Source organism: Chitinophaga sp. HK235, assembly GCF_018255755.1.
Classification (GTDB): Bacteria; Bacteroidota; Bacteroidia; order Chitinophagales; family Chitinophagaceae; genus Chitinophaga.
Window position 1 is genome coordinate 5503984 of the sequence record NZ_CP073766.1, and the last position, 24366, is coordinate 5528349.

At 46.6% G+C, this 24366-nt stretch carries 22 protein-coding genes; 13 read left to right on the plus strand and 9 right to left on the minus strand.

Annotation, left to right across the window (positions count from 1 at the left end):
- Positions 1 to 289: 289 nt before the first annotated feature.
- The 3 genes from lysS to KD145_RS20725 all read left to right on the plus strand — a co-directional run bounded on the left by lysS (position 290) and on the right by KD145_RS20725 (position 3719).
- The gene (gene lysS / locus KD145_RS20715; protein ID WP_212001298.1) at positions 290 to 1798 is read left to right on the plus strand and encodes a lysine--tRNA ligase; all 1509 of its coding nucleotides are present in this window, start codon (positions 290 to 292) and stop codon (positions 1796 to 1798) included.
- 287 nt (positions 1799 to 2085) lie between these two features.
- Positions 2086 to 2919, plus strand: coding sequence for a universal stress protein (locus tag KD145_RS20720; RefSeq protein ID WP_212001300.1), 834 nt, complete (start codon positions 2086 to 2088; stop codon positions 2917 to 2919).
- A gap of 41 nt (positions 2920 to 2960) precedes the next feature.
- Complete coding sequence (locus KD145_RS20725) at positions 2961 to 3719, plus strand: DUF4197 domain-containing protein (protein ID WP_212001302.1); 759 nt, start codon at positions 2961 to 2963, stop codon at positions 3717 to 3719.
- 74 nt (positions 3720 to 3793) lie between these two features.
- Here KD145_RS20725 and KD145_RS20730 read toward each other — a convergent pair whose 3' ends face one another.
- Positions 3794 to 4672 carry a flavin reductase family protein gene (locus tag KD145_RS20730; RefSeq protein WP_212001303.1) on the minus strand — a complete coding sequence of 293 codons (879 nt, stop codon included), beginning with the start codon at positions 4670 to 4672 and terminating at the stop codon, positions 3794 to 3796.
- 2 nt (positions 4673 to 4674) lie between these two features.
- Entirely contained in the window at positions 4675 to 5688 is a 1014-nt protein-coding gene (locus KD145_RS20735; protein WP_212001305.1) for a fumarylacetoacetate hydrolase family protein, read from the minus strand.
- 91 nt (positions 5689 to 5779) lie between these two features.
- Between KD145_RS20735 and KD145_RS20740 the strand changes: the two genes are divergently transcribed.
- From KD145_RS20740 to KD145_RS20750, 3 genes are all read left to right on the plus strand, one after another.
- Positions 5780 to 6904, plus strand: a complete 1125-nt coding sequence (locus KD145_RS20740) for a hypothetical protein (protein ID WP_212001307.1) — start codon at positions 5780 to 5782, stop codon at positions 6902 to 6904.
- Between the two features lie 37 nt (positions 6905 to 6941).
- The gene (locus KD145_RS20745) at positions 6942 to 8192 is read left to right on the plus strand and encodes a serine hydrolase (RefSeq protein ID WP_212001309.1); all 1251 of its coding nucleotides are present in this window, start codon (positions 6942 to 6944) and stop codon (positions 8190 to 8192) included.
- 165 nt (positions 8193 to 8357) lie between these two features.
- Positions 8358 to 9014, plus strand: coding sequence for a sterol desaturase family protein (locus KD145_RS20750; protein WP_212001311.1), 657 nt, complete (start codon positions 8358 to 8360; stop codon positions 9012 to 9014).
- A gap of 75 nt (positions 9015 to 9089) precedes the next feature.
- Here the strand turns inward: KD145_RS20750 and KD145_RS20755 are convergent, their stop codons facing one another.
- The 6 genes from KD145_RS20755 to KD145_RS20780 all read right to left on the minus strand — a co-directional run bounded on the left by KD145_RS20755 (position 9090) and on the right by KD145_RS20780 (position 14299).
- The gene (locus tag KD145_RS20755) at positions 9090 to 9437 is read right to left on the minus strand and encodes a hypothetical protein (protein WP_212001312.1); all 348 of its coding nucleotides are present in this window, start codon (positions 9435 to 9437) and stop codon (positions 9090 to 9092) included.
- Positions 9437 to 10378: a DUF6263 family protein gene (locus KD145_RS20760; protein ID WP_212001314.1), complete on the minus strand. Its 942-nt coding sequence runs from the start codon at positions 10376 to 10378 to the stop codon at positions 9437 to 9439. Before KD145_RS20760 ends, KD145_RS20755 begins: the two co-directional genes overlap by 1 nt.
- Before the next feature lie 18 nt (positions 10379 to 10396).
- A complete protein-coding gene (locus KD145_RS20765) occupies positions 10397 to 11170 on the minus strand; it encodes a TIGR02757 family protein (RefSeq protein WP_212001316.1) in 774 nt (257 codons plus the stop codon).
- A 187-nt stretch (positions 11171 to 11357) separates the two neighbouring features.
- The gene (locus KD145_RS20770; RefSeq protein ID WP_212001318.1) at positions 11358 to 12497 is read right to left on the minus strand and encodes a cystathionine gamma-synthase; all 1140 of its coding nucleotides are present in this window, start codon (positions 12495 to 12497) and stop codon (positions 11358 to 11360) included.
- 533 nt (positions 12498 to 13030) lie between these two features.
- The gene (locus KD145_RS20775; RefSeq protein WP_212001320.1) at positions 13031 to 13600 is read right to left on the minus strand and encodes a DUF2911 domain-containing protein; all 570 of its coding nucleotides are present in this window, start codon (positions 13598 to 13600) and stop codon (positions 13031 to 13033) included.
- Between the two features lie 102 nt (positions 13601 to 13702).
- Entirely contained in the window at positions 13703 to 14299 is a 597-nt protein-coding gene (locus KD145_RS20780) for an ACP phosphodiesterase (protein ID WP_212001327.1), read from the minus strand.
- 359 nt (positions 14300 to 14658) lie between these two features.
- Here KD145_RS20780 and KD145_RS20785 point away from each other — a divergent pair, with 359 nt between their 5' ends.
- The gene (locus tag KD145_RS20785; protein WP_212001329.1) at positions 14659 to 15111 is read left to right on the plus strand and encodes a hypothetical protein; all 453 of its coding nucleotides are present in this window, start codon (positions 14659 to 14661) and stop codon (positions 15109 to 15111) included.
- A gap of 161 nt (positions 15112 to 15272) precedes the next feature.
- A complete protein-coding gene (locus tag KD145_RS20790) occupies positions 15273 to 16247 on the plus strand; it encodes a deoxyhypusine synthase family protein (protein WP_212001330.1) in 975 nt (324 codons plus the stop codon).
- An 87-nt stretch (positions 16248 to 16334) separates the two neighbouring features.
- Here the strand turns inward: KD145_RS20790 and hemW are convergent, their stop codons facing one another.
- The gene (gene hemW, locus KD145_RS20795) at positions 16335 to 17459 is read right to left on the minus strand and encodes a radical SAM family heme chaperone HemW (RefSeq protein WP_212001331.1); all 1125 of its coding nucleotides are present in this window, start codon (positions 17457 to 17459) and stop codon (positions 16335 to 16337) included.
- 181 nt (positions 17460 to 17640) lie between these two features.
- On the opposite strand from hemW, the gene KD145_RS20800 reads away from it, so the two are divergent.
- The 5 genes from KD145_RS20800 (at position 17641) to gldL (ending at position 24321) form a co-directional block, all read left to right on the plus strand.
- Positions 17641 to 18756, plus strand: a complete 1116-nt coding sequence (locus tag KD145_RS20800; protein ID WP_212001333.1) for a DUF4271 domain-containing protein — start codon at positions 17641 to 17643, stop codon at positions 18754 to 18756.
- A gap of 35 nt (positions 18757 to 18791) precedes the next feature.
- Positions 18792 to 19583, plus strand: coding sequence for a uroporphyrinogen-III synthase (locus KD145_RS20805; RefSeq protein WP_212001335.1), 792 nt, complete (start codon positions 18792 to 18794; stop codon positions 19581 to 19583).
- Positions 19584 to 19845: 262 nt separating this feature from the next.
- Entirely contained in the window at positions 19846 to 21891 is a 2046-nt protein-coding gene (locus KD145_RS20810) for a thioredoxin domain-containing protein (protein WP_212001337.1), read from the plus strand.
- 266 nt (positions 21892 to 22157) lie between these two features.
- Positions 22158 to 23441 (plus strand): SUMF1/EgtB/PvdO family nonheme iron enzyme, encoded by a 1284-nt coding sequence (locus KD145_RS20815; protein ID WP_245957416.1) that lies wholly within the window; start codon positions 22158 to 22160, stop codon positions 23439 to 23441.
- A 139-nt stretch (positions 23442 to 23580) separates the two neighbouring features.
- Positions 23581 to 24321 (plus strand): gliding motility protein GldL, encoded by a 741-nt coding sequence (gene gldL, locus KD145_RS20820; protein ID WP_245957415.1) that lies wholly within the window; start codon positions 23581 to 23583, stop codon positions 24319 to 24321.
- Positions 24322 to 24366: the final 45 nt, after the last annotated feature.

Sequence of the window (24366 nt, forward strand, 5' to 3'; positions counted from 1 at the left end):
TTTGCTGTATAGCTGGCGAAAATAAGCATAACTAAAAAATAGCCCCAACAAATTCCATAAACGGGCAGCAAAGGTCCGCCAGCCACCGGCTGAAAGGTGCCGGTTACCCGGTAATTTAATGCATTCACGAAGTCTGGCTATATATAGCAGTGGAAGCGCCTACCTTTAACGCGGTTTTCATAGGATATGGTCAAAAAATAAGAGGGCTGTAGTCTTGCAGCCCTTTTACATAAGATTCTCCCCATAATCAGTTATTTTTGCACTCCATTTGGCATTTACAAATAATCACATGACACAATTATCTGAGCAAGAGATTATACGCCGGGAGAAATTACAGGAGCTGCATAAACTGGGCATCGACCCCTACCCTGCGGCAGAGTACCCGGTCAATGATACTTCCGTTAACATAAAAACCAACTTTTCGGAAGCCACCAAGGAGCAATTCCAGGATGTATGCCTGGCAGGCCGTATTATGAGTGTCCGCGACATGGGCAAGGCTGCTTTTGTGGAACTGCAGGACAAGGCTGGCCGTATCCAGCTGTATGTACGCCGCGACGATATCTGCCCCGGTGAGGATAAGTCTGCCTACGACACCGTCTTCAAAAAACTGATGGACATCGGTGATATCATCGGCGTAAAAGGATATGCGTTCATTACCAAAACCGGCGCTACCTCCATCCACGCCAGGGAAGTGACCATGCTGTCCAAGGCCCTGCGCCCGTTCCCAATCGTGAAAGCCGTTGAAGGACATGTATTTGACGAAGTAACCGATCCTGAATTCAAATACCGCCAGCGGTATGTTGACCTGGTGATCAACCCGGAAGTGAAAGATGTGTTTGTAAAACGTACCAAAATACTCCAGACCATCCGCGACTTTTATAATAATATGGGCTACCTGGAAGTGGAAACACCCATCCTCCAGCCTATTCCTGGTGGTGCTACCGCCCGTCCGTTCGTTACACACCATAATGCACTGGATATTCCGTTATACCTCCGTATTGCCAACGAGCTTTACCTGAAACGTCTGATCGTAGGTGGTTTTGAAGGGGTATACGAATTTGCGAAAGACTTCCGCAACGAAGGCATGGACCGTACTCACAACCCGGAATTTACCGTGATGGAGATGTACGCCGCCTACAAGGACTATGAGTGGATGATGAATACCACCGAAACCCTGCTCGAAAAAGTAGCCCTGGCCCTCCATGGTACTACTCAGGTACAGGTAGGTGATAAAACCATCGACTTCAAAGCTCCTTTCCGTCGTGTACCCATGTACGAAGCCATCCAGGAACATACCGGCTTCGATATCTCCGGTATGGACGAGGCACAGCTCCGCGATGTGTGCAAACAGTTGGGCATTCACGTAGATGCCAAATTTGGTAAAGCCAAACTGATCGACGAAATCTTCGGCGAAAAATGCGAAGGCCACTATGTTCAGCCTACCTTCATCACCGATTATCCGGTGGAAATGAGTCCGCTGACCAAAAAACACCGCAGCAAACCCGGACTGGTAGAACGTTTTGAACTGATCGTCAACGGTAAGGAAATCGCTAACGCCTACAGTGAGCTGAACGATCCTATCGACCAGCGCGAACGTTTCGAAGATCAGGTAAAACTGATGGAACGCGGCGACGATGAAGCCATGTACATTGATTACGACTTCCTCCGTGCCCTGGAATACGGTATGCCTCCTACTTCCGGTATCGGTATCGGTATAGACCGTCTCACCATGCTGATGACCAACCAGCCCTCTATTCAGGATGTGTTGTTCTTCCCGCAGATGAGACCAGAACATTAACCGCTGATTAATTCTGATGCCGCTGATACTCCTGATAAACGGAGATATAAGCATATATAAAGTAAAGGGCCCATTGACATCAGATCAATGGGCCCTTTACTTTTTCCAAATGTACTTTTAGCTTGTTCGCTATCATCTTCACCCATCCGGAACATCAGTAGTATCAAAATAAATCAGGGTTGGCATTATATTTTCTATATCCTCCCCGGAAGCGCTCATATACCGTTTCCAGTCGTAACTTTAAGTAATACTTCCAGTATCACTTTCTGTATCTTAAAATTAGTCATATGAAAACTATACTCGTACCTACTGATTTTTCTGATACCGCCTATAATGCTGCTGCCTATGCGCTGGCGCTGGCCGGACAGCTGGGAGCAGACCGTATTGTGCTGTATCATGCATATGAACTGATTGTACCCATTCCGGATGTGCCTACCTCCATTCCAATGGTCAACCCTGACGACCTGAGGATCGCCGCCGTGGAAGGATTGGAAAAGATGCAGAAAGAATTAACCCCCGCGGCCGGAGCTGGTATCAGCATTGTGACACGGGCTGATAATACCCTGCTGGCCGCTACTATCAACGATGTGGTAAAACAGGAAGAAGCAGCGCTTATTGTGATGGGCATTACCGGAGGCAGCAAGATGGAGGAAATCTTTGTAGGCTCCAATACCATCGATGTGGTAAAACATACCACCTGTCCGGTGTTGATCATTCCCGGTCAGGCAAAATTCAAGGGAATACAAAAAGTGGTTTTTGCCTGCGACCTCTGTAAAGTAGCGGACACAACGCCTATAGCGCCATTGAAGAAACTGTTGACCGTGTTTAAGGCTGAACTGCATGTGATCAATATCGACCATGAAAACAAGCACTTTACCACCGATACACCCTTTGAAACATTGATGCTGGATACTTTGCTGGAAGGCTATCAGCCACAGTATCACTTCATTGATAATCCGAATATTATACAGGGGATTGTGACGTTTTCAGAAAGTATTCAAGCCGACCTGGTGATCACCATTCCTAAAAAACATGGGTTGTTTGACAGTATCTTCAAACGGAGCAATACCGCCAAACTAGCGTACCGGACACATATTCCGCTTTTAGCGATACACGAATAAATTTTTATATTTGAAACATTAATACTTATTATCACAACATTATGCTGAAAAAAACACTGTTAGTATTGCTGGGCGTTTGTAGCCTGCAAGCCAGCCAGGCACAATTACTGAACAAACTTAAAAAACTCAGTAAGTCCAACACTTCCACCACCACAACCACCAACACCAGCACTACCGGCGCCAGCGTAACAGAATCCGAAGCCGGTTCCGCTATCAAGGAAGCTCTCCTGAAAGGCGTGACCAACGGTATCGCTAATCTGAATAAAACAGATGGTTTCTTCGGCAACGAACTGTATAAACTGCTCCTGCCTCCCGACGCTGTTAAAATTGGTAATACTTTGAGAGCCATCGGCCTTGGCCCACAGGTAGACCAGGCTATCCTCCAGATCAACCGCTCTGCGGAAAAGGCCGTAGGATTTGCCGCTCCGATCTTTGTAAATGCAGTGAAACAAATGACTCTCACGGATGCACTTAACCTGATCAAAGGAGGTAATAATTCTGCTACTGAATATTTCAAAGGCAAAACCACCGATCAGCTGAAATCCGCTTTCTCTCCGGTGATAAAAAAATCACTGGATAGCACCAGTGCTACCCGCTTCTATGGTGATATCGTTAATTCATACAATAAACTGCCGACTACTTTCAATAAAGTAAATCCTGACTTACAGGACTACGTGACCACGATGGCCGTGAATGCCCTGTTTGACCAGATCGGTAAGGAAGAAGCTGCCATCCGCGCTAACCCTGCCGCAAGAACAACAGACCTTCTGAAGAAAGTGTTCGGAAACGTTTTGAAATAATACCAGTAACAATAAAGAAAAGGCGCAAAGGATTTTATCAATTCCTTTGCGCCTTTGTTATTGAATACGCTTTGTTACGCACTCAGCAACACCTGCCAGGCTTCCTTAACTTTGTCTGCTTCCAGCAGCTTTTTAGCATATTGGTGCAGTTCCCGTTCCATCTCCTCTGGCGTAATGCTATAATACTGGATGATGTTTTTGAGATGATCATCTTCGAAGGCAGCATCTACAAAAGGCATTTCATGCACATTGCCCAGTTTGCCAAGGTCGTTACCACTCAGAATACGGCTGTTTCGTATACCTAACGGTAACGCATCTACGCCTATTCCAAGTTGTGTGTTGGGTTTGGGTACTTCGAATACAGCACTGCCGGAGGCGCGGCAGTAATAGTCGCCGCCCATGCGGGCTACCAGATCTATTTTATGCGGATCTATTTTGCCTTTGGCGTCGAGGACACGCTCATTAATATGAATCAGTACGGGCTCACAGATAATGAGGTTGCCGGCGCCGCCCTGGGTACCGGTTTCAATGATCTGTTTTACCACACATTCCATTTGTACAGGGCTTTCCTTTACACGGAGTGGTTTTACCCTTTCTGAAGGCTCAGGTGTGAAACCGGCTTTCACAAATTCATCTACTCCTTCGGGATATTCGCAACTGGCCAGGGAGGCTTGTTGTACCATGTCGTAGGTGACTACGTTGATCACTACTTCCCGGGTGATGTAAATATTCTCCAGTGTATGTTTGGTCGTGTTGTCTCTTACCCTTCGTGATGGTGAAAATATCAGCGTAGGCGGATTGGTTCCGAAGACGTTAAAAAAGCTGAAGGGCGAAAGATTGGGATGTCCGTCCGCATCGACGGTACTCGCAAAGCAGATGGGCCGTGGTGCCACAGCTCCCTGTAAATAAGCCTGTAGCTCTGTTGTCTTTATTTCGGCAGGAATAACCTTCATGACTATACGTTTTTCTTGAGTGCCAGTATAGAGAAGTCGGTATCTTCCTGTACGATCGTATTGGTAAGGGTGCCCAGTCCATCGATCTCCATTTCCACTACATCGCCGGGTTGCAGCCACTGTTCGGTGTAGTTGGGATCGTTGAGTTTACCGGTGCCGTTGAGCTCGAGGAAACAGCCGGTGCCAACGGTACCGCTACCGATGACATCACCGGGCAGGATATTGACGCCGTAGGCGCAGCGTTCCACGATCTCTGCGAAGGTCCAGTCCATATCGCCCATATTACCTTCACTCACCTGGATGCCGTTTACTTTGCAGGTCATTTTCAGGTTGTAGTTGTTGCCGGTATGGCCTGGTTTGGCTGGGATCAGGAAGGATTCCAGTTCATCAGGTGTAACCAGCATCGGGCCTACTACGGTGCTGAAGTCTTTTCCTTTGGCGGGGCCAAGGTTGAGTTTCATTTCTTCCATCTGCAGGGTGCGGGCGCTCATATCGTTCATGATCATAAAACCACCGATATAATCATCGGCTTCTGCTGCGGTAATATTGCGGCCTGCCTTACAGATTACGATGGCTGCTTCGAGTTCGAAATCGAGTTTATCGAAGTGGTCGGGCATGCAGTGGATATCACCAGGGCCTTGTATGGCGTTGTGGTTGGTAAAATAGAAAATAGGATACTGGTCGAATTCGGGTATCATTTCTACTTTACGGTTTCTTCTGGCGGCAGCCACATGCTGACGGAAGGCGTAGCCATCGCGGCAGGAAGTTGGAAAGGGTACCGGCGACAGCAGCTGTACGCTTGCTACGGGTACGCCTTTGGCGCTACCGGGGTGTTTGCCGGCTTTCAGGTCGGCATCTGCCTTTCTGGCTATATCGATCACATCTTCCCACATCATCAGAAACATACCCATATTATTGGGCAGGTCAGGATGCAGTTCCTGAGTGTTGTACAACTGCCCTTCTACGAGTATGGCCAGCTGGTCGGATTCTTCCCTTAAATAACTAACGAGTTTCATGATTTGTATTGTTCTGGTTGTATGAATGGCCAAATATAAGGATGCTCCTGCTGTTTTTTACATAAATTAGGTAGATTAAAAAACCCTTTACATGAGATCCCTGCTCCTGCTCTTTTTAGCGCTGCTGGCCATACCGGCGAGTGTTGCGGCACAGTATTCCCGTTTTACCGTTTCCCCGCTGGCTGTACTGCCGGCTGACAGTCTGCTGAAAACAAGAATGTTGACAAGTTTGGATGGTTTCCTCCGTGACAAAGATCATCCGGAACAACCCTCCCTTTATACCGACAGTGCTTACCTGAAGCACTATACGATGGGGTTTGATGAAATTGTACGGATAGAGAACAGTAAAAAATACAGCGACAGCAACTTCTTCCGGCCTCAGTTGCTGAATGTGATCCGGCTGAAGCAGTCCGGTGAATACCTGATAAAGCTGGGATTCATGGGGATGAACAACGGGCAACCTATTATCCGGAAAATATACAGCATGGTGGGCAAAGACAGGCAGGACAGGATTGTCTTTTATCCGGCGATTGATTGGGTAGTCCGCAACTGGAACCGGCAGCAGGTGGGCAATATTCACTACGTATATCCTCATATGCTGGATATGGATGCTGCCAGACGCTTTGATCGTTTTAATACGGAACTGGCCGGCTGGTTTGGCGTGAAGCCGGTTGAGCTGCTGTATTACGATTGCAGTAATGCGCAGGAGTTGCTGCGTATCAAGGGTGTAGACTATGATGCCAGTGCCAACTATCTGCGCCGGGGAGACTCGGATGAGGACAATAATATTTTTATGAGTGGTGTGGGCAGTCCCTGGTATGCGCATGACCTGGTACATTTTTACTGTGCTAAGTTTCTTCCAAGGCCTGTGAACAGGGCTGCGGAAGAAGGATTGGCCTATTATGCCGATGGTGCCTGGGGGGAGTCTTTTGAAGCCTGTCTGGTAGTGCTGAAGAAATATGTGGAAGATCATCCCGGAGAAGATTTATACCAGACTTTTAAAAAAGCTGTCACTGTAGGTGATATCAGCCTGAAGTATACTATTAACGCCTTGTTGCTGAAAGATAAGATCCGCCGGCAGGGCATCCGGCAGGCGCTGGAGGTGCTTAAAACCGAAAATACCGACGAGGGGTTGGATAAGTCTTTACAGACACATTTTGGCCTTACATCGGGCAACTTTAACGAAAAGATCAGAAAGCTCTTAGCCGCCAGCTGATAATTTTATATTTTGGCGATCAGAACCACTATTGACTATGCGAAATTGTTTGCTGATGCTGCTTTGTTGCTGCAGTCTGTTTGTTGTGCAGGCGCAGCCCCGTACCGATACCTTACTGAAGAATATGTTTGATCGCGAAGCTACGCCTTCCCTGCGGCATATCCTGCAGCATCCCGACTCCTTCCGGTACCAGTTGATCTATACACAGATTGACCGGGATGCAGACAACAAGCCTCATTTTAAGAACTACTATCTGGAGGTAGATGCCAACCAGTATTTTAATCCGGCCAGCACCGTGAAGCTACCTATTGCAGTGCTGGCGCTGGAAAAGCTGCGGGAGCTGAAAGTGCGTGGACTCGACGGTAATACGCCTATGCTGACAGACAGCAGCTGGAGTGGGCAGGTGACAGTACATACAGACAGTTCCGCTGCCAATGGTCTTCCTTCCATTCATCACTATATCAAAAAAATTTTCCTGGTGAGTGACAACGATGCGTACAATCGTCTCTACGAGTTCATCGGTCAGCAGTCTATCCATGAAAGGCTGTGGAAAAAAGGATATAGCCGTGCCCGTATAGTGCGCCGCTTTATGCCGCTGTCTGAAGAGGAAAACAGACATACCAATGCCATCCGTTTTGTGAATAACGGTAAAACCCTATACGAACAAGCGCCGGCTGTCAGCAAACTGCAGTATGATTTCAGTAAAACACTGAAAATCGGCCATGGGTATATGGATAAGAACGATAACGTAGTGCCGGAGCCAATGGATTTTACCCGGCATAACAATCTGCCGCTTGAAGATCTTCAGCGGATGTTACAGACTGTTATATTTCCGCAGTCAGTACCTGCTTCACAGCGTTTCAGGCTGGCGCCGCAGGATTACCGGTTCCTGTACCGTTATATGTCTCAATATCCTTCTGAAACGGATTACCCTGCTTATGATACATCGGAATACTTTGACAGCTATACGAAGTTTTTTCTTTTTAAGGGAGCGGGGCATAACATTCCGTCGAACATACGTGTATTTAATAAGACAGGATGGTCATACGGTTTCCTGACGGACGCCGCTTATATCATTGATTTTGAGCATAATGTAGAGTTCATGTTAACCGGTACAATCTATGTAAACCGCGATGGCATTTTGAATGATAATAAATACGAATATGAAGAGGATGGCTATCCATTCTTCCGTGATGCAGGAAAAATCATTTATGATTATGAGTTGCAGCGAAAGCGTGTATACCAGCCGGATTTGCAGGATTTTCGGATCGATTACAAACAACGGTAGTGTTACGCCTGAAAATTTTTTGACGGATAAATTAAAAGATTCCAATTACTACGAAGGTTGTACTTTTGTACCTGAAATCGGCGGGACACAGGACGTAATCCACCGGTTCATAAGAGTGGTGTTAATTCATTTTCCCGTAACTGTTGCGCGTTAAAACTGGGATTCATGAAATTTGAAAAGATTAAGAACAAAGGACAGGCAAGATTATTTGAAAGCCAGTACCTGGAGATGCTGACGAAAACGCATCCTCTGGTTATCTGGGGAATGTATTTGCCCATCATCGGCTATATGCTTTATTATAGCCACGACACACTTGGTTTTAAAGTGGGAACGGTTGCCCTGATATTCTTCGGAGCCATGTTATTCTGGTCATTTTTTGAGTATATCATGCACCGGTTTATGTTCCATTTTGCCAGCGATAGCCCCAGGGTGCAGCGCTTTATCTATGTGATGCATGGTAACCACCATGAGTACCCGCGAGACAAACAACGTTTATTCATGCCTCCGGTGCCGAGTCTGATCCTCGCTTCCGCGATTTTCGGCTCGCAGTATATTTTTCTGCGGCAGTATACATTTATGTTTTTCCCGGGCTTTTTGCTGGGCTACCTGATCTATGGCAGTATGCACTACGCCATCCATGCCTGGAACCCACCGTTTAAGTTTATGAAACCACTGTGGCGCAATCACCATCTGCACCACTATAAGAGCGAGGAAAAAGGGTTTGGTGTAAGCTCTGCTTTCTGGGACAGGGTATTCGGTACTTTCTTCGATCTCGAAAAAGAAAAGGAAGACAAGGAAAAAGTGAAGGAACTGATGTTCTGATGTGTGTATCTTCAATCATAAAAAAAGCAGCAGGGATTTTATCACTGCTGCTTTTTTATGTAGGTATCCCGGTGTTTACCATCTCTCTTCATCATCCGGCAGATGATCCTGCCGGAAAGCTTCGCGGGATGCTATTTTCTGTAGTTGTCTTTCAATGATCAGCGCAGCGATGGGACGGTAAGGATCTGAGCCTGTTGCGGCGGCAGCTTCCAGGATCAGTTTTACTTTTTTCTCTGCCACGTCTATACGATACAGTAAGAAGATAAACTGCTGGAAATCATTACTGATCAGATATTCCAGTCTTCTGCCCAGCATTTCCTCCAGTTGTTCGTAGCTGATATTTCCCGGGGGCAGGCTTACCGCGAAGGTTTGCTGTGCCCAGGCAACTGTTTCCTGTAGATATGGAGCAGGAACGGGATGCATTATTTCATTTGTTTTATTTTATAGGAAGCATTGGTAACTACTTTCACCGGTACTTTCAGATCGTGTTTGATGCGTTTGGCTTTATTGACCTTATAGGTGTAGTTACCGTTCATTTCGGTGGTTTGCACACAGATGCTGGGCAGGCCGCTGCTGCGGGCTATCAGGTAGTTGGAAGAGGTAGAACCGCTGATTTCGGCAGTGGCTTTTATATCATCCTCGAGGGTGAGGGTTTGAACCTTGTCTGTTTGTATTTTGGCAGTACCACCGATTTTAGCGGTTTGGGAATCCCAGGTCTGGAGATTCCAGTAGAGGTCTACACGGCCTACCAGGCCTCCGCGGAGGGGTACACTTTCCTCCCATTGGGTACCGGTTTTGATGCCATGTACCGGATACATGATCAGCAGTTGTTCGAGCCAGCTGCGGAAGGCATCGGTACCAAACTGGTCTTTCATCAGTTTTTTATAGGCTTCCTGTTCATCTTTTTTGAGGCTGCTGAAAGCAGCAGCAGCGTTGTCGAGCAGGTTGTCCAGGCCATCTACTTTGGTGATAATGCCGGTGCTCTGTAATTCCACGGTGAAAGGCTGGTTCAGCAGTTTTTTCAGGCCTTCCTGAAAGGGTTCGTCCGGTTTGCTGACCTTTGCATCCACAAAGATGTTCTGGTTTTTGGCGTTGAAATTGAATTTCAGCTCTTTGTAACGGAAGGTCAGCAGGGCTCTGCCAGGTTGTACGTCTGTTACCTCGATGCTGATGATGTTGTTGTAGTCGCGGGTGGTGCGTTGTACTACTTCGTTTACGGTCATGTAAGTTTCACTGCGGCTTTTCTGCTCCAGTTCAAATAATTCCCCTTTGTTGAAGTTGTAGTTTATTGACATGTAATCCTGCGCGTTGGCGGAGAAGGACAGTGTCAGCATAGCTGTAATGGCGCCCAATAATCTTTTCATTACCGTAATTTATTTTAATCAAACATATTTTTCGATTACACCCAGTCCAAACAGGGCGAAGTCGAATTTGGCCGGATCTTCGGGGTCCAGCTTTTTGAGCTCGTGGGTGAGCGCTACTGCTGTTTTCCAGTCTGACTTCGCATCTGATATAAGTCCCAGTCTGGCAGCCACGCGGCTTACATGAACATCCATGGGGCATATCAGTTGTGATGGTGATATGTTTTGCCATAGCCCAAAATCCACGCCATTTTCATCTTTCCTGACCATCCAGCGCAAATACATATTCAATCGTTTGCATGCAGAATGTTTGGCCGGGGTGGAAATATGTTTTTCCGTTCGGGTAGGATGTTCCAGGGAGAAAAACATTTTATGGAAGCCGATGAGTGCTTTTTCGATATTGTCGTCTTGTGGGCTAAGATGGCCACTGAAGGCAAATTCGAGGGAGGTGATATTGGTATAGTAATGTTGGAGGAACTCCACGAAATACATCAGGTCCAGTCCATTGAAGGTACGGTGACAGAAGGCCATGAGTTTCATGCGCTCTCTGGGCTCGTGGTGGCGGATATAGTCATAGGGGGCGTTGTCCATATGGCGCATGAGCTCCGTGCATTTGTTGATAATGCTGGTACGGTTGCCCCAGGCCAGTATGGCAGCAAAGAGGCCGGCTATTTCTATGTCCTGTAATTCGGAGAAGCGGTGCGGAATGCAAATGGGGTCATTTGCAATAAAGTCCGGATGATTGTAATAGGCCGCTTTCGCATTCAGGAAGTCCCTCAGTTGTTGGATCTTCATAGTTTGTCACATGTACATCTGCAGCCGGCATAGGCCATAACCAGCTGCAGCAGTACCGCAGGTACCGTTGCAGCTGGTTAATTCATCCACTAGTGGATAAAGGCTGTGGATATGGTTCTGGTAAAATAATATACCAGGTAAAGATAATTTTTACCCCGAAAGAATTAAAATCTGATTGATGAGCGCGTTATCCGATGGCTTTGTTCAGGTCTTCTATCAGGTCGGTGGCGTCTTCGATGCCTACGCTAAGGCGTATCAGGGAGTCTGCCAGTCCGTTTTTGATTCTTTCTTCCCGGGGGATGGAGGCATGGGTCATGCTGGCGGGATGGCCTATCAGTGACTCTACGCCGCCCAGTGATTCGGCCAGGGAGAACAAATGGGTGTTGCTCAGTACGCGGTTGGCTGCTTCCATGTTATCATCCTTCAGTGTAAAGGACATCATCCCACCAAAGCCCCGCATCTGTTGTTTAGCGATGTCATGATTGGGATGATCGGTAAATCCGGGCCAGTATACTTTGTCCACTTTAGGATGATTGCGCAGGAAGTGGGCGATGGTTTCACCGTTTTCACAGTGACGCTGCATGCGTACATGTAACGTTTTGATGCCGCGTAATACCAGGAAACAGTCTTGCGGACCGGGAACGGCGCCGCAGCTGTTTTGAATGAAATACAGCTGTTTGGCCAGCTCCTCGTTTTTAACGATCACTGCACCATGTACCACATCGCTATGGCCGCCGAGGTATTTGGTGGCAGAATGCAATACGATATCAGCGCCCAGGTCCAGCGGATTTTGCAGGTAAGGAGAAGCAAACGTATTATCTACGCATAATAATACATTGTTCTTTTGGGCAATGCGGGCCACGGCTGCAATATCAATAATGTTCAGGAGCGGATTGGTGGGTGTTTCCAGCCATATCATCCTGGTTTTGGGAGTAATGTGTGCAGCGATGCTGTCAGCGTCGCGCAGGCTTACAAAAGAGAATTTAATGCCGTAGCGCTCGAAAACCTTGGTGAAAATACGGTAGGTGCCACCATAAAGATCGTTGGTAGCCACTACTTCGTCGCCTGGCGACAGCAGTTTCATAACACCGTCAGTAGCTGCCAGACCACTGCCAAAGGAAACACCGTGTGTTCCGTTTTCGATGGCTGCCAGGGCATTCTGCAGGGCATCGCGGGTAGGGTTCTGGGTGCGGGCATATTCGTACCCTTTATGTACACCTGGCGCGCTCTGCACATAGGTGGATGTTTGAAAGATAGGAGTCATAATGGCTCCGGTGGAAGGATCGGGAGCTACACCTGCGTGTATGAGTTTTGTACCCAGCTTCATGTCTTAATATTTTATAATGAACAATTTTTGGTGGTTTTTCCAAATATACTTCAGTTTTTGCGATTGGAACCGCCTGACAGGCCCCGCAATAATTTGTCCATTTTAGCTTTTCTTATTTTACTGAAGGAAATATTTAGCACGCTCACGAACATTTTTATATCATTCACCAAATGAACCCTAACGGGTACGGATATTCGATATACATTCGTTCAGGTTTTTCATAGGATATGGTTAAAATTTTTAAGGCGGTATTCTTACCGCCTTTTTTACTTTGATGAATGCTGATGCTACTGATGTTCCTGATGAGCGAAGAGGACAGATGATTTGATCGAAAGAAGAGAGAATCAGTAGAATTATTCAAAATAAATAAAAAGGAATCGCCCATTGATACTGTTATCAATGGGCGATTCCTTTTTATCTTTCTACTGATTTACTGCTATCAAAACTGATCCGCTTTAATCCAGTCTTCTATCTCCAATCACCTGGTCATCTTCGCTCATCAGGAACATCAGCAGTATCAGTATTCATCACAGTTACCAGCGGATAGGCAGACTTACACTTACCTTATCCCAGGCGATGATCAGGTTGGCACCAGGCTCGCCTTTTTCAAATACCATGGTGAAGGCATCTACGGGGGAGTCGAGTGCTACTACCGGAAGCGCTGTTCTCACAACGTCTTTACGCTGATCGTATTTAAAGGCGCCCCAGATATCTGTTTCTTTATTGATGATGATGGTCCATGTTTTTTCTGTTGGGATGGCGTACATGGTGTAACGGCCTTTCGGAATATTTTTTCCGGCGATGGTCACAGGTCTGAAGAATTCTATTTCAGTGGCTTCGTTGGCGCCGAGTCGCCATATTTTTCCGTATTCTTCCAGGTTACCGAAGATTTCTCTTCCTTTTGTTTGCGGACGGCTGTATATCACCCTGGCAACGAGGGTGCCGGGTTCTCCTTTTACTTTTACCACATAAGGGTACATGGGAGGGTAATACGCCATGTCCATTGGGCTGGCATCCAATGGCGGCAGTTTTTTATCCTGTGCTCCTGCGTTGGCGGCAAATAATCCCAGTGCAAAGGCAAAGATGATTGCTTTTTTAAACATCCTTTGATACTTTATTTTCTTTTTAAAACAGATAAATTGCGGCCCCAAACCTAGCCTTTTTTATGGAATCGGGAAAGTGGGCGGAAAGGCTTTAACAAGCTGTTAGCGGTTTTCGTTTTGTAACAAATTTTCCACATAAGCCTGGAGCTCAGGGAAAAAAGCCTGATAACAACCACGTAATGCTTCATAGTGTTCCAGGAAAACGGCAAATACAATGGCAGGGCTGCTTTTCAGGTGCTGTGCCCTCGAGCTGAGTCCGCGGAATGCTCTTTCGATACCGTCGTTGTGCCGGTAATTAAATAACCAGTTGAACTCCTTCATATAAGAAAACATCCGCAGAAAATCTGCCGGCAATGTATCGCCCTGACCGGTAATCACATCATATACTTCTGCAGAAAAATCGTACAGGCTGTCTTCCGAAAAGCGGGTAGTGTCGGTAGCCAGAAAATGATCATAGACAACGTCAGTGAATACGCCGCTGTAAAGACCACAGGAAGCACGGAAAAATGTCTTGGCCTGACTGGTGACAGGGTGCTGGTCGGTAAAGGCGTCAATAGCCCGGTGTATCCGGATACCCTGTTGTATACCCGGACTGTATTGTTCCAGTTGATGTTGTCCTTTCACATAATCAGCGATCAGATTGCCGGTGATCAGTTCCGGCTGATGAAACGACAAATATGCATGTGCCAGATAATTCATTGAATAAAGCCTCCCTGTTAATGTTTTGAATAACAAATGTAACAATCGTTTTAACCACTGATGTAGGAGCTCATGCCAGTTTTCACGTTGAACCATATTTCTCATCCACTTTAACAGAACCTTAACACACACCCATGCAACATTGGCAAGGTGGCACCAACAGACAGGCCAGGGCTGCGGAAGATGCTCCATTGTCCGCCACCGGTCAGGCGGACGTCCGTTAGCGGATATCTGAAGTTATCATGTACCTCCATCAGTAAAGTATGCCTTGACCGATGGTCCATTCCCGCCGTAGCTTTGAGTCATCGAAAACAAAAAACCAACTCAAAAAATTATTAACACCATAAAATTTTTACGACATGAAAAAGTTTTTCTTCTTAATGAGCGCTGCCTTCCTGCTGAGCACCGGAGCCCTCTTTGCAAATGCATACGAAACTACTGTTAGTAACAAAATCCAGCACAATTTCACCGAAGCTTTCGTTGGAGCCAGTGAAGTAAAATGGTATACAGACGATAACAAAACGTTCACTGCCAAATTCACTATGAGCAACACCAAAGTGACTGCCTTCTTTGATGATGCTGGTACCCTGCTCGCCACTTCCCGCTACCTGCAGCCCGAACAGCTGCCGCTGCCCCTGGCCGCACGGATCAACAAAAAATATCCGAAAGACAGTATTTTCTGTGTGGTAGAATATGCCTCTAATGAAAATGTGGTGTATTTCGTTACCCTCGAAGGAAAGGACACCTGGACAGTATTAAAGGCCGATGGCACCGGTTCCACTACTGTTCATAGCCGTCTCAAAAAAGCTTAGTTTTAGTTGTGCCACCTTTTGATTGAATGAAGGCCGACCATCCCTGGTTGGCCTTTTTTATTATTATCTATCGCACTGTTCCCCCTTGGAAAATTATCTTAACTTTGCCAGCTGTTAAGGCTTTATGAGCCAGGCTGTTAATGTATAAATGATTAAATGACATGAACAAGGGACCCGTTTCTCAATTTATCCAGCACCATTACCGCCACTTTAATGCCGCTGCATTGGTGGATGCTGCCAAAGGATATGAAACACATTTACTGGAAGGTGGTAAAATGATGGTGACATTGGCCGGTGCGATGAGTACGGCTGAGCTGGGCATTTCTTTCGCGGAAATGATCCGTCAGGGTAAAGTGGACATTATCTCCTGTACTGGTGCTAACCTGGAAGAAGATATTATGAACCTGGTTGCGCATACTCATTACAAAAGAGTTCCCAACTACCGCGACCTGAGTCCACAGGAAGAATGGGACCTGCTGGAACAAGGCTTTAACCGTGTAACTGACACCTGTATCCCGGAAGAAGAAGCTTTCCGCCGTATCCAGCAACATATCTACAAAATATGGAAAGATGCTGATGATAAAGGCGAACGCTATTTCCCACACGAGTATATGTACAAACTGCTGCTGAGCGGAGTAATGAAAGAAAATTACGAGATCGATCCAAAAAACAGCTGGATGATCGCCGCCGCAGAAAGAAATATTCCGATCATCGTACCAGGATGGGAAGACAGCACTATGGGCAACATCTTCGCTTCCTACTGCATCAAAGGAGATCTGAAAACTTCTACCATGAAAAGTGGTATCGAGTACATGATCTTCCTGTCTGAGTGGTACCGCAGCAACTCCGCTGGTAAAGGCGTTGGCTTCTTCCAGATTGGTGGTGGTATCGCCGGTGACTTCCCTATCTGCGTAGTACCGATGATGTACCAGGATCTGGAATGGACAGATGTTCCTTTCTGGAGCTATTTCTGCCAGATCTCCGACTCTACCACTTCTTATGGTTCTTATTCTGGTGCTGTTCCCAACGAAAAAATCACCTGGGGCAAACTGGATATCCATACACCGAAGTTCATCGTAGAATCAGATGCGACTATCGTAGCGCCACTGATCTTCGCTTATGTGCTGGGTTGGTAATATCTTTTAATATTGAATTATTAGCAAGAAAGGAGATCACACAGGTGATCTCCTTTCTTTTTTATAGAAAACGATGTAACGCTTTTATCATAAAAACAGCTCTGCTGCAATTCCATCTGCAAACAATCTGCCCGCCCTGGTGAGCCGCAGATATTTACCCTCTTGTACCATCCAGCCTTTGCTAATAAATTGCCGGCTTTCTTTCTCCAGATGCTGAGTACTGGCGGCATCAAATTTTCCGCTTACCCATTCCAGGTCACATCCTGCGGAGGTGCGCAGGGAAGTCATGATGTATTCATTGAACTGCATGGCCGTGGTAAGGGTTTCTATTTCTGCCGGTATCTGGCCGGCGGCAATGCTTTTCATATAGGTCGCATTGTTGGCCACATTCCATTGCCGGGAATGGCCGTTGAAGGAATGGGCTGAGGGGCCCAGACCCAGATAGGAACGACCCTGCCAGTAGCTGCTGTTGTGTCGGGAATGCCAGCCAGGCAGCGCAAAATTGGATATTTCGTAATGCTCATAGCCGGCTGCTTCCAGCCATTGCATCAGCTGCTCAAAATGACGGGCTGCCTTATCAGGATCGGTGGCAGCCATTTTTTTCTTACGGATGAAATGGTCCAGTGCCGTTCCGGGTTCTACGGTCAGTGCATAACACGACAGGTGAGGGATGCCCAGTGCAATGGCCTGACGTACGTTTTGTTCCCATCCTTCATCGCTGAGGGTAGGACCGCCATAGATCAGGTCTATCGTAATATTTCGGAAACCCAGCTGCTGGGCATTGGTGATACATTCCAGCGCCTGCTGGCTGTTGTGGGCCCGGTTCATCCAGCGAAGATCGGTTTCGTGGAAGGACTGCACGCCAATGCTCAGGCGGTTAATGCCGGCATCCCGAAGTGCCTCCAGTTTAGGGATATCGAGGTCATCAGGATTGGCTTCCAGCGTGATTTCCGCGTCGGGAGCCACCTCAAATGTGCTATGCAGGCGGGATAACAATTGCTGCAGCTCTGCTGTACTGAGCAGGCTGGGCGTGCCTCCACCGAAATAAATCGTCTGTACCGGCTCACCGGAGAGGTAGTTGCGCTGCAGGTCGATTTCCTGCAAAAGGCTTTCCACCATCTTATCTTTTCCGGCCAGGGAAGTAGAGAAATAGAAGTTGCAGTAATAACAAGCCTGCTTACAAAAGGGAATATGTAAATAAATTCCAGCCATCCGTGTTTTTTATAATAGCCTGCTGTTGCCGTTTTACAGGTCAACTATGGACTATTTTAATATCTTTGCAAATAGCAAAATTACGTTTCAGTTTTGTTATGTGAACAGGACACTGTTAATTGCCCTCTGGTTGGTGTGATGAGGGCAACGCGTTGAAATTGAAAAACCGATTATAAAGACATTGCAAAATATTTTCCTGGTGCGCAACTGGTTATTGTTTCTATTAATTTTCAGCTACTTACCGCTCATGGCGCAAACAGCAGACAGTACTGCTGCGCCTGCCCCCGTCGTTAAAAAGAAGAAGCCTGCTGCTACGCATGTGGTGGCGGATTCGCTTCGTCCCAAACCGCGGCCTGCTACGGTGGCTGTCAGGAAGGATACGGCCCGGGCTGCCGTTAGAAAAGACACGGTAGGCATCGCTGTAAGAAGGGATACTGTTGGTAAAGCAGCACTGCCTGTTACATTCCTGCCGGGAGACACCAGCGCGCATAAAACAGACAGTACCGCTGTGGCAGCGGTACCCAAGCCTCAGCCGGTATCAGCATATGATCTGTACCTGAAAAAGCTGGCGGCCGAGAATATTTTGCTGAAGCCAGGAAGACCAGTGTTTTATGATACTAACCCGTTGCGGCCATACCGTAACCTGGATTGGCTGGTGTACGTGGTGGCGGGTATCGTACTGTTGCTGAGTATTATCCGTCTGTCTTATACCAAGTATTTTACAGACCTTTTCCGGGCATTTCTTAATCCCACACTGAGTCAGCGGCAGCTGAAAGACCAGCTGTCTCAGGCGCCGTTCCCGAATATGCTGCTCAATGTATTTTTTGCGATATCGTTGGGAGTATATCTGTATCTGGTATTGTACCGGCAGCAGGTGTTTCCGCAGGCAGAACCCTGGCTGCTGATTCCGGGGCTGATTGTCCTGGTGGCGGTTGTATACGGTATCAAATACATGATGCTGCGCTTCTGTGGGTGGTTGTTTGGTAATAGCGAGCTGGCTGATGCCTACATCTTTATCTTATATCTGATCAACAAAATACTGGGGGTATTACTGGTGCCTTTCCTGGTAGTGCTGGCTTTCTGTGATGTGGAAATTGCCCGTACTTTCCTATATATTTCAATATTCTTCATTTCATTACTTGTTGTATATCGGTATATTAGATCTTATTCTCTAGTAAAGCAATACCTATCCTTCAGTAAATTGCATTTTTTTCTTTACCTTTGCGCATTCGAAGTAGCGCCGGTACTAATATTGACAAAGGTGTTACTGAATATCTGGTTAACTGGTAATCCCTGATTACTGCCTATTGTTAACACAAGAGCAAAAAAAGTATGATTAAAGGCGGGCCAAAAAAAGATTTGCAAGGTAAACAAATTCAGTCAATCCTAATTTCTCAACCTAAGCCTGAAACAGAAAAGTCTCCCTATTTTGATCTGGCAAAAAAGTTCAATGTAAAACTGGACTTTTATCCGTTTATCAGGGTGGAAGGCTTACCCGCTAAGGAGTTTCGGAAACAGAAAATTGATATACTGACTTTTACGGCGGTTATTTTCACCAGCCGCAATGCAGTGGATCACTTCTTCCGGATCTGTGAGGAAATGAAGGTTAAGGTATCGCAGGACTGCAAGTACTTTTGTATCACAGAAGCAGTTGCTTTATACCTGCAGAAGTTTATCCTCTATCGTAAGCGGAAAGTGTTTTACGGAGCTGACGGTTCCACCAAAGGTGTGCTGGAAGTGATGAACAAACACCGGGATAATGAGAAGTTTCTCTTTCCCAGCTCAGACAGTCAGAAAAAGGATATCGAAGAATGGTTGAAAGCGAACAAATGTGAGTATGCTACTGCTACCCTTTACAAAACCGTTTCCAACGATGTAAAGGAGATACTGGCAAAAACCAGCTACGACATGATCGTTTTCTTCAGTCCTTCAGGTGTGAAATCACTGTTTGAGAACGTACCATCTTTTGAACAGAATGGTACCCGTATCGGGGCCTTCGGGCCTACTACTTCCGCAGCAGTGGAAGAGGCGGGATTAAGACTGGATGTTAAGGCTCCTGCTCCACAGGCTCCCTCTATGGCGGCCGCGCTGGACCAGTACCTGGCAACTGTCAACAAGAAATAAGCGAATTGTGTCGCATAAATAGTTTTCCAGGGATGGCATTTGCCATCCCTGGTTTTTTTACTGCAGAGCTAGCGCAGTAGGGCCTCATCTTCTATCATCTGCCTTCTCTCCTCCCCTCCCGTTCTCATCAATTCCCTGAAAAATCTTTCCGCCGGTAAAGGAAATCTGTCAAAATCTTTTTAATCTTGACCAAAAATAAATTTCTTTGTACCGTATATTTTAGCAAATCAACTGTTCCAATTCAACCACTTAAGCGGATTCCATGAATAAACTTGCAGGTGAAACCAGTCCCTATCTATTGCAACACGCGCATAACCCTGTGGAATGGTATCCGTGGGGAGAAGAGGCGCTGGAACGGGCCAGGGCGGAAGACAAACCTATCCTGGTGAGCATTGGATATGCCGCTTGTCACTGGTGTCATGTGATGGAGCGGGAAAGTTTTGAGGATGCGGCTACCGCCGGCATCATGAACAAGCATTTTATCAATATCAAGATTGATCGGGAAGAAAGGCCCGATCTGGATCATATTTATATGGATGCCGTGCAGGCGATGACCGGCGCGGGAGGCTGGCCTCTCAACGTATTTCTCACCCCCGATAAAAAACCTTTTTATGGTGGTACTTACTTTCCACCGGTAAAAGCCTATAACCGGCCTTCCTGGCAGGATGTGCTGCTGGCACTGGCCGATGCGTTTGCCAACAAAAGGGAAGAGATTGAAACACAAGCCGACAACCTTACCCAGCATATAGACCAGTCGAGCCAGTTTGGTCTGCAATCCGGTATTAATATCAATATTCCCCGGGAAGAGCTGTTTACCCGTCAGCAGTGCGATACCATCTGTGAGAATATCCTGAAGCAGGCAGATACAGTATGGGGCGGCTTCGGAAGGGCTCCCAAGTTTCCACAGACTTTTACCATTGGCTGGCTGCTGCGTTATCACCATGCTTTCAGGCATCCTGCCGCGTTGCAACAGGCGCTGCTGTCACTCGATAAAATGTTGCAGGGTGGCCTCTACGACCAGCTGGGCGGCGGTTTTGCCCGTTATTCCACTGATGAAAAATGGCTGGCCCCGCACTTTGAGAAGATGTTGTACGACAATGCATTGCTGATAGATGTGTTGTGTGATGCCTGGCAGTTGACCCGTAATAACGTTTACGCACAAACGGTGAAAGATACCCTGACCTTCATCACCCGGGAGATGACAGCTCCGGAAGGTGGCTTCTATGCCGCACTGGATGCGGACTCTGAAGGAGTGGAAGGTAAATTTTATACCTGGAGCAAGGCAGAGATATATCATATCCTGGGAGAACAGGCTGGTCCTTTCTGCGAGTTTTATGATGTGACTGAGCATGGCAATTGGGAAGAACAGAATATATTATGGATACAACAGCCGCTGGAACAGTTTGCCGCCGAAAAGGGCTATGATCCGGTAGTGCTGGGTGCCATGCTGAAGGGCTGCCGGGAAAAACTACTGGCAGTGCGGGCCAACAGAATACGCCCGGGGCTGGACGATAAGATACTGCTGGGCTGGAATGCTATGATGGTACATGCCTGTTGCAGGGCTTACGCTGCGCTGGGGGATGAATCCTACCGGGAGATGGCAGTCCGCAATATGGATTTTCTACTGACAAATTTCCGTCAGGAGGATGGTTCGCAGGCGTTTTATCATACCTGGAAAAATGGTCAGGCCAAATATCCCGCTTTCCTCGACGATTATGCTTGCCTGATACGCGCCCTGATTGCGCTGCAGGAGGTGACCGGTGATACCCGTTACCTGCACCAGGCGCATGATATCACGGCTTTTGTGAATGATCATTTTGGTGATGGTGGTCATCTTTTCTACTATACCATTGAAGGACAGGACGATGTGATTGTGCGTAAAAAAGAAGTGTACGATGGGGCTGTGCCCAGCGGTAATGCACTGATGGCGCAAAACCTTTGGTACCTTTCTGTTGTTTTCGATAATAAAGATTGGGGGAATAAAGCGGTAGCCGCGTTATCCGGTATTTCCCAGACTATTGTAAGATATCCAACCTCCTTCGGCGTGTGGGCGAGCCAGTTACTTCAGTTTGTAAAAGGTACCCCGGAAATAGCAGTTGTAGGAAAAGATTTCAGGGCCAGAATGAATGAGGCGGGTAACTGGTTTATTCCGTTCAGAATTTTAATCGGGTCTGAAAAAGATCAGCCGGATATTCCGCTCTTACAGGATAGATACCGGGAAAACGACACATTAGTTTATTTATGCAAGGATTATCATTGTATTAAGCCGGTTTTTTATATACAAGAAATTATTAATTTAATAGAATAATTATGTAACTTGCCCGTTATAAGGGTAGGTCAAGGGAAATAAATGTTGGACCGGTGATATAATAAAATGTTAAAAAATACGTTTAAATTAGTTACCGAACCAAGGTATGTGGAATTGAAAAAGTTGGATAAAAAGTGACTACAAATTAAATTTTATTATTACATTTGCTATCTTTCATATAAACAAAGCGGGTGATAGTATGAGAAATGTGTTCCCTTGCATTCAGGCAAAAAGCACCAGGCTGGTTAATAGAAAAACATATTCTGATGAAAGCTACCCTTATGAAGCTTAACTATTTAAGAGGTCTGTTGGCAGTTCTGCTGGTTTCCCTGCTGGCCAGCTGTGGCGGTAGTAAAGGCCCCAAAAACGCACAAGGGCAACTGATCGGCGTAAGCCCCAGACCAAAGTACACCCCCCCTGTACCTTACGGGATGGTCTATGTTCCCGCGGGAACTTTTCACATGGGCCCCAGCGATGAGGATGTGAACTATGCCTACACTGCGCGTAACAAGTCTATTTCAATTTCCGGCTTCTATATGGACGCCACGGAGATTACAAATAACGAGTACCGCCAGTTTGTACAATGGGTTCAGGATTCTATTGCGCACATTCTGCTTGGTCATGTAAAGCATGATGACGGACAGGATATCATTGACTGGAAACAGAAGATCAACTGGCGCGATAAAGCGACCGTAGAGAAACTGGACGCGATGATCTATTCTGAAGCCGACAGGCTGTACGGCCGTAAAGATGTAGACGTTGGAAAACTGATCTACCACCAGGAAACCTTTAACTGGGACAAGGCCAAACTGAGGGAGAACTTCGGCAAGCCCCGTTCTACGTTTATCGTAAAGAAAGACGTTCCCATCTATCCGGACACCCTGTGCTGGATCAGAGACTTCTCATATGCCTACAACGAGCCGATGACCCGTATGTACTTCTGGCACCCGGCTTTCGACAACTATCCGGTTGTTGGGGTTAACTGGCACCAGGCTACTGCCTTCTGCGAATGGAGAAGTAAATTCTGGGAAGACTACAGAAACTCTAAAAAATTATTCACGGAAGACAAATTCCAGCTGCCTTCAGAAGCTCAGTGGGAATATGCCGCCCGTGGCGGAAGAGAGCAAACACCTTATCCCTGGGGTGGTTATTATATCCGCAATAAAAAAGGCTGTCTGCTGGCCAACTTCAAACCTGGCCGCGGTAACTATCCGGAAGACGGTGGTTTCTATACCGTACGTGCAGATGCATACTGGCCTAACGATTACGGCCTTTACTGTATGGCAGGTAACGTTGCTGAATGGACTGCCGATATCTTCTATGAAAATGCCTATTCCTTTACCTCTGATATGAACCCTTATCTGAGAATGGATGTTCCTGATGATGCTCCGTTGAAAATGAAACGTAAAGCCATCAGAGGTGGTTCCTGGAAAGACGTAGGATACTTCCTGCAAACAGGTACCAGAACTTATGAATATCAGGATAGTGCGAAATCATATGTTGGTTTCCGTTGTACGATAGCGCTGAGCAGAAGAAACAAACACAAATAGTAATAGCTGATAACCGGTATTTGTTTAACCAGTAAAGCCATTATTTATGCACACCGTAAGCAAATCAGTGAGTAATAACTATTCCATACAGAGAACTTTAACACTAAACACTTTAACCAGTAAATTTTAACCTATGGCTATGAATCCTAACAAAGCTAAATGGCTGAACTTTTTCGTATGTATTGCGGCTTCCGTAGTAATTATCGGAGCATTATTTAAACTGCAACACTGGAGGGGTGCTGATATCGCTTTGATCTTAGGTCTGAGCACAGAAGCGCTCATCTTTTTCGTATACGCATTTGTACCTGATTCCGGTGCCTCCCATGCAGAAGGCCAGGTAGTAGCGGTTGCAGGTAGCCCCGCAGTAGCCGGCCTCGACAAAATGCTGCAGGAAGCAGACATCACTCCTGCTAATCTGCAACGCCTCAGCGAAAACTTCCAGAAACTGGGAACTACCGTTGATAAAATGAGAGATATCAGCGACGTAGTAGCTGCTACCGGTGACTACACTCAGAAAACAAGAGAAGCTGCTGCTGCAATCGGTAACGTGGCTAACGCCTACACTACTGCTGCTTCCGCTGTATCTTCCTTCAATAGTGCATCTGAGTCTACCAGAAGTTTCCACGAGCAAATGCAGGGCATGACCAAAAATCTGGCTTCCCTGAATACCATCTACGAGCTCGAACTGCAGGATACCAACAACCACCTCAAACAGATGAACGCTTTCTACAGCAACCTGTCAAAAGCTTCTTCCGCAATGAGTGGCAGCATCGAAGATGCAAAGAAAACACAGGAACAAATTACCCTGCTGGCAAAAAATCTGAGCAACCTCAATGCTATCTATGGCAACATGTTGACTGCCATGCACGGAAACAGATAATGTACTGCTTATAGTTTAACCAATCATCAATTAAATCTGAAAGAA

Excerpts from the sequence above, each read along its gene's own strand:
- lysS (WP_212001298.1), top strand. The coding sequence starts at position 290 with ATGACACAATTATCTGAGCAAGAGATTATACGCCGGGAGAAATTACAG.
- KD145_RS20720 (WP_212001300.1), top strand. The coding sequence starts at position 2,086 with ATGAAAACTATACTCGTACCTACTGATTTTTCTGATACCGCCTATAAT.
- KD145_RS20725 (WP_212001302.1), top strand. The coding sequence starts at position 2,961 with ATGCTGAAAAAAACACTGTTAGTATTGCTGGGCGTTTGTAGCCTGCAA.
- KD145_RS20730 (WP_212001303.1), bottom strand. The coding sequence starts at position 4,672 with ATGAAGGTTATTCCTGCCGAAATAAAGACAACAGAGCTACAGGCTTAT.
- KD145_RS20735 (WP_212001305.1), bottom strand. The coding sequence starts at position 5,688 with ATGAAACTCGTTAGTTATTTAAGGGAAGAATCCGACCAGCTGGCCATA.
- KD145_RS20740 (WP_212001307.1), top strand. The coding sequence starts at position 5,780 with ATGAGATCCCTGCTCCTGCTCTTTTTAGCGCTGCTGGCCATACCGGCG.
- KD145_RS20745 (WP_212001309.1), top strand. The coding sequence starts at position 6,942 with ATGCGAAATTGTTTGCTGATGCTGCTTTGTTGCTGCAGTCTGTTTGTT.
- KD145_RS20750 (WP_212001311.1), top strand. The coding sequence starts at position 8,358 with ATGAAATTTGAAAAGATTAAGAACAAAGGACAGGCAAGATTATTTGAA.
- KD145_RS20755 (WP_212001312.1), bottom strand. The coding sequence starts at position 9,437 with ATGCATCCCGTTCCTGCTCCATATCTACAGGAAACAGTTGCCTGGGCA.
- KD145_RS20760 (WP_212001314.1), bottom strand. The coding sequence starts at position 10,378 with ATGAAAAGATTATTGGGCGCCATTACAGCTATGCTGACACTGTCCTTC.
- KD145_RS20765 (WP_212001316.1), bottom strand. The coding sequence starts at position 11,170 with ATGAAGATCCAACAACTGAGGGACTTCCTGAATGCGAAAGCGGCCTAT.
- KD145_RS20770 (WP_212001318.1), bottom strand. The coding sequence starts at position 12,497 with ATGAAGCTGGGTACAAAACTCATACACGCAGGTGTAGCTCCCGATCCT.
- KD145_RS20775 (WP_212001320.1), bottom strand. The coding sequence starts at position 13,600 with ATGTTTAAAAAAGCAATCATCTTTGCCTTTGCACTGGGATTATTTGCC.
- KD145_RS20780 (WP_212001327.1), bottom strand. The coding sequence starts at position 14,299 with ATGAATTATCTGGCACATGCATATTTGTCGTTTCATCAGCCGGAACTG.
- KD145_RS20785 (WP_212001329.1), top strand. The coding sequence starts at position 14,659 with ATGAAAAAGTTTTTCTTCTTAATGAGCGCTGCCTTCCTGCTGAGCACC.
- KD145_RS20790 (WP_212001330.1), top strand. The coding sequence starts at position 15,273 with ATGAACAAGGGACCCGTTTCTCAATTTATCCAGCACCATTACCGCCAC.
- hemW (WP_212001331.1), bottom strand. The coding sequence starts at position 17,459 with ATGGCTGGAATTTATTTACATATTCCCTTTTGTAAGCAGGCTTGTTAT.
- KD145_RS20805 (WP_212001335.1), top strand. The coding sequence starts at position 18,792 with ATGATTAAAGGCGGGCCAAAAAAAGATTTGCAAGGTAAACAAATTCAG.
- KD145_RS20810 (WP_212001337.1), top strand. The coding sequence starts at position 19,846 with ATGAATAAACTTGCAGGTGAAACCAGTCCCTATCTATTGCAACACGCG.
- KD145_RS20815 (WP_245957416.1), top strand. The coding sequence starts at position 22,158 with ATGAAAGCTACCCTTATGAAGCTTAACTATTTAAGAGGTCTGTTGGCA.
- gldL (WP_245957415.1), top strand. The coding sequence starts at position 23,581 with ATGAATCCTAACAAAGCTAAATGGCTGAACTTTTTCGTATGTATTGCG.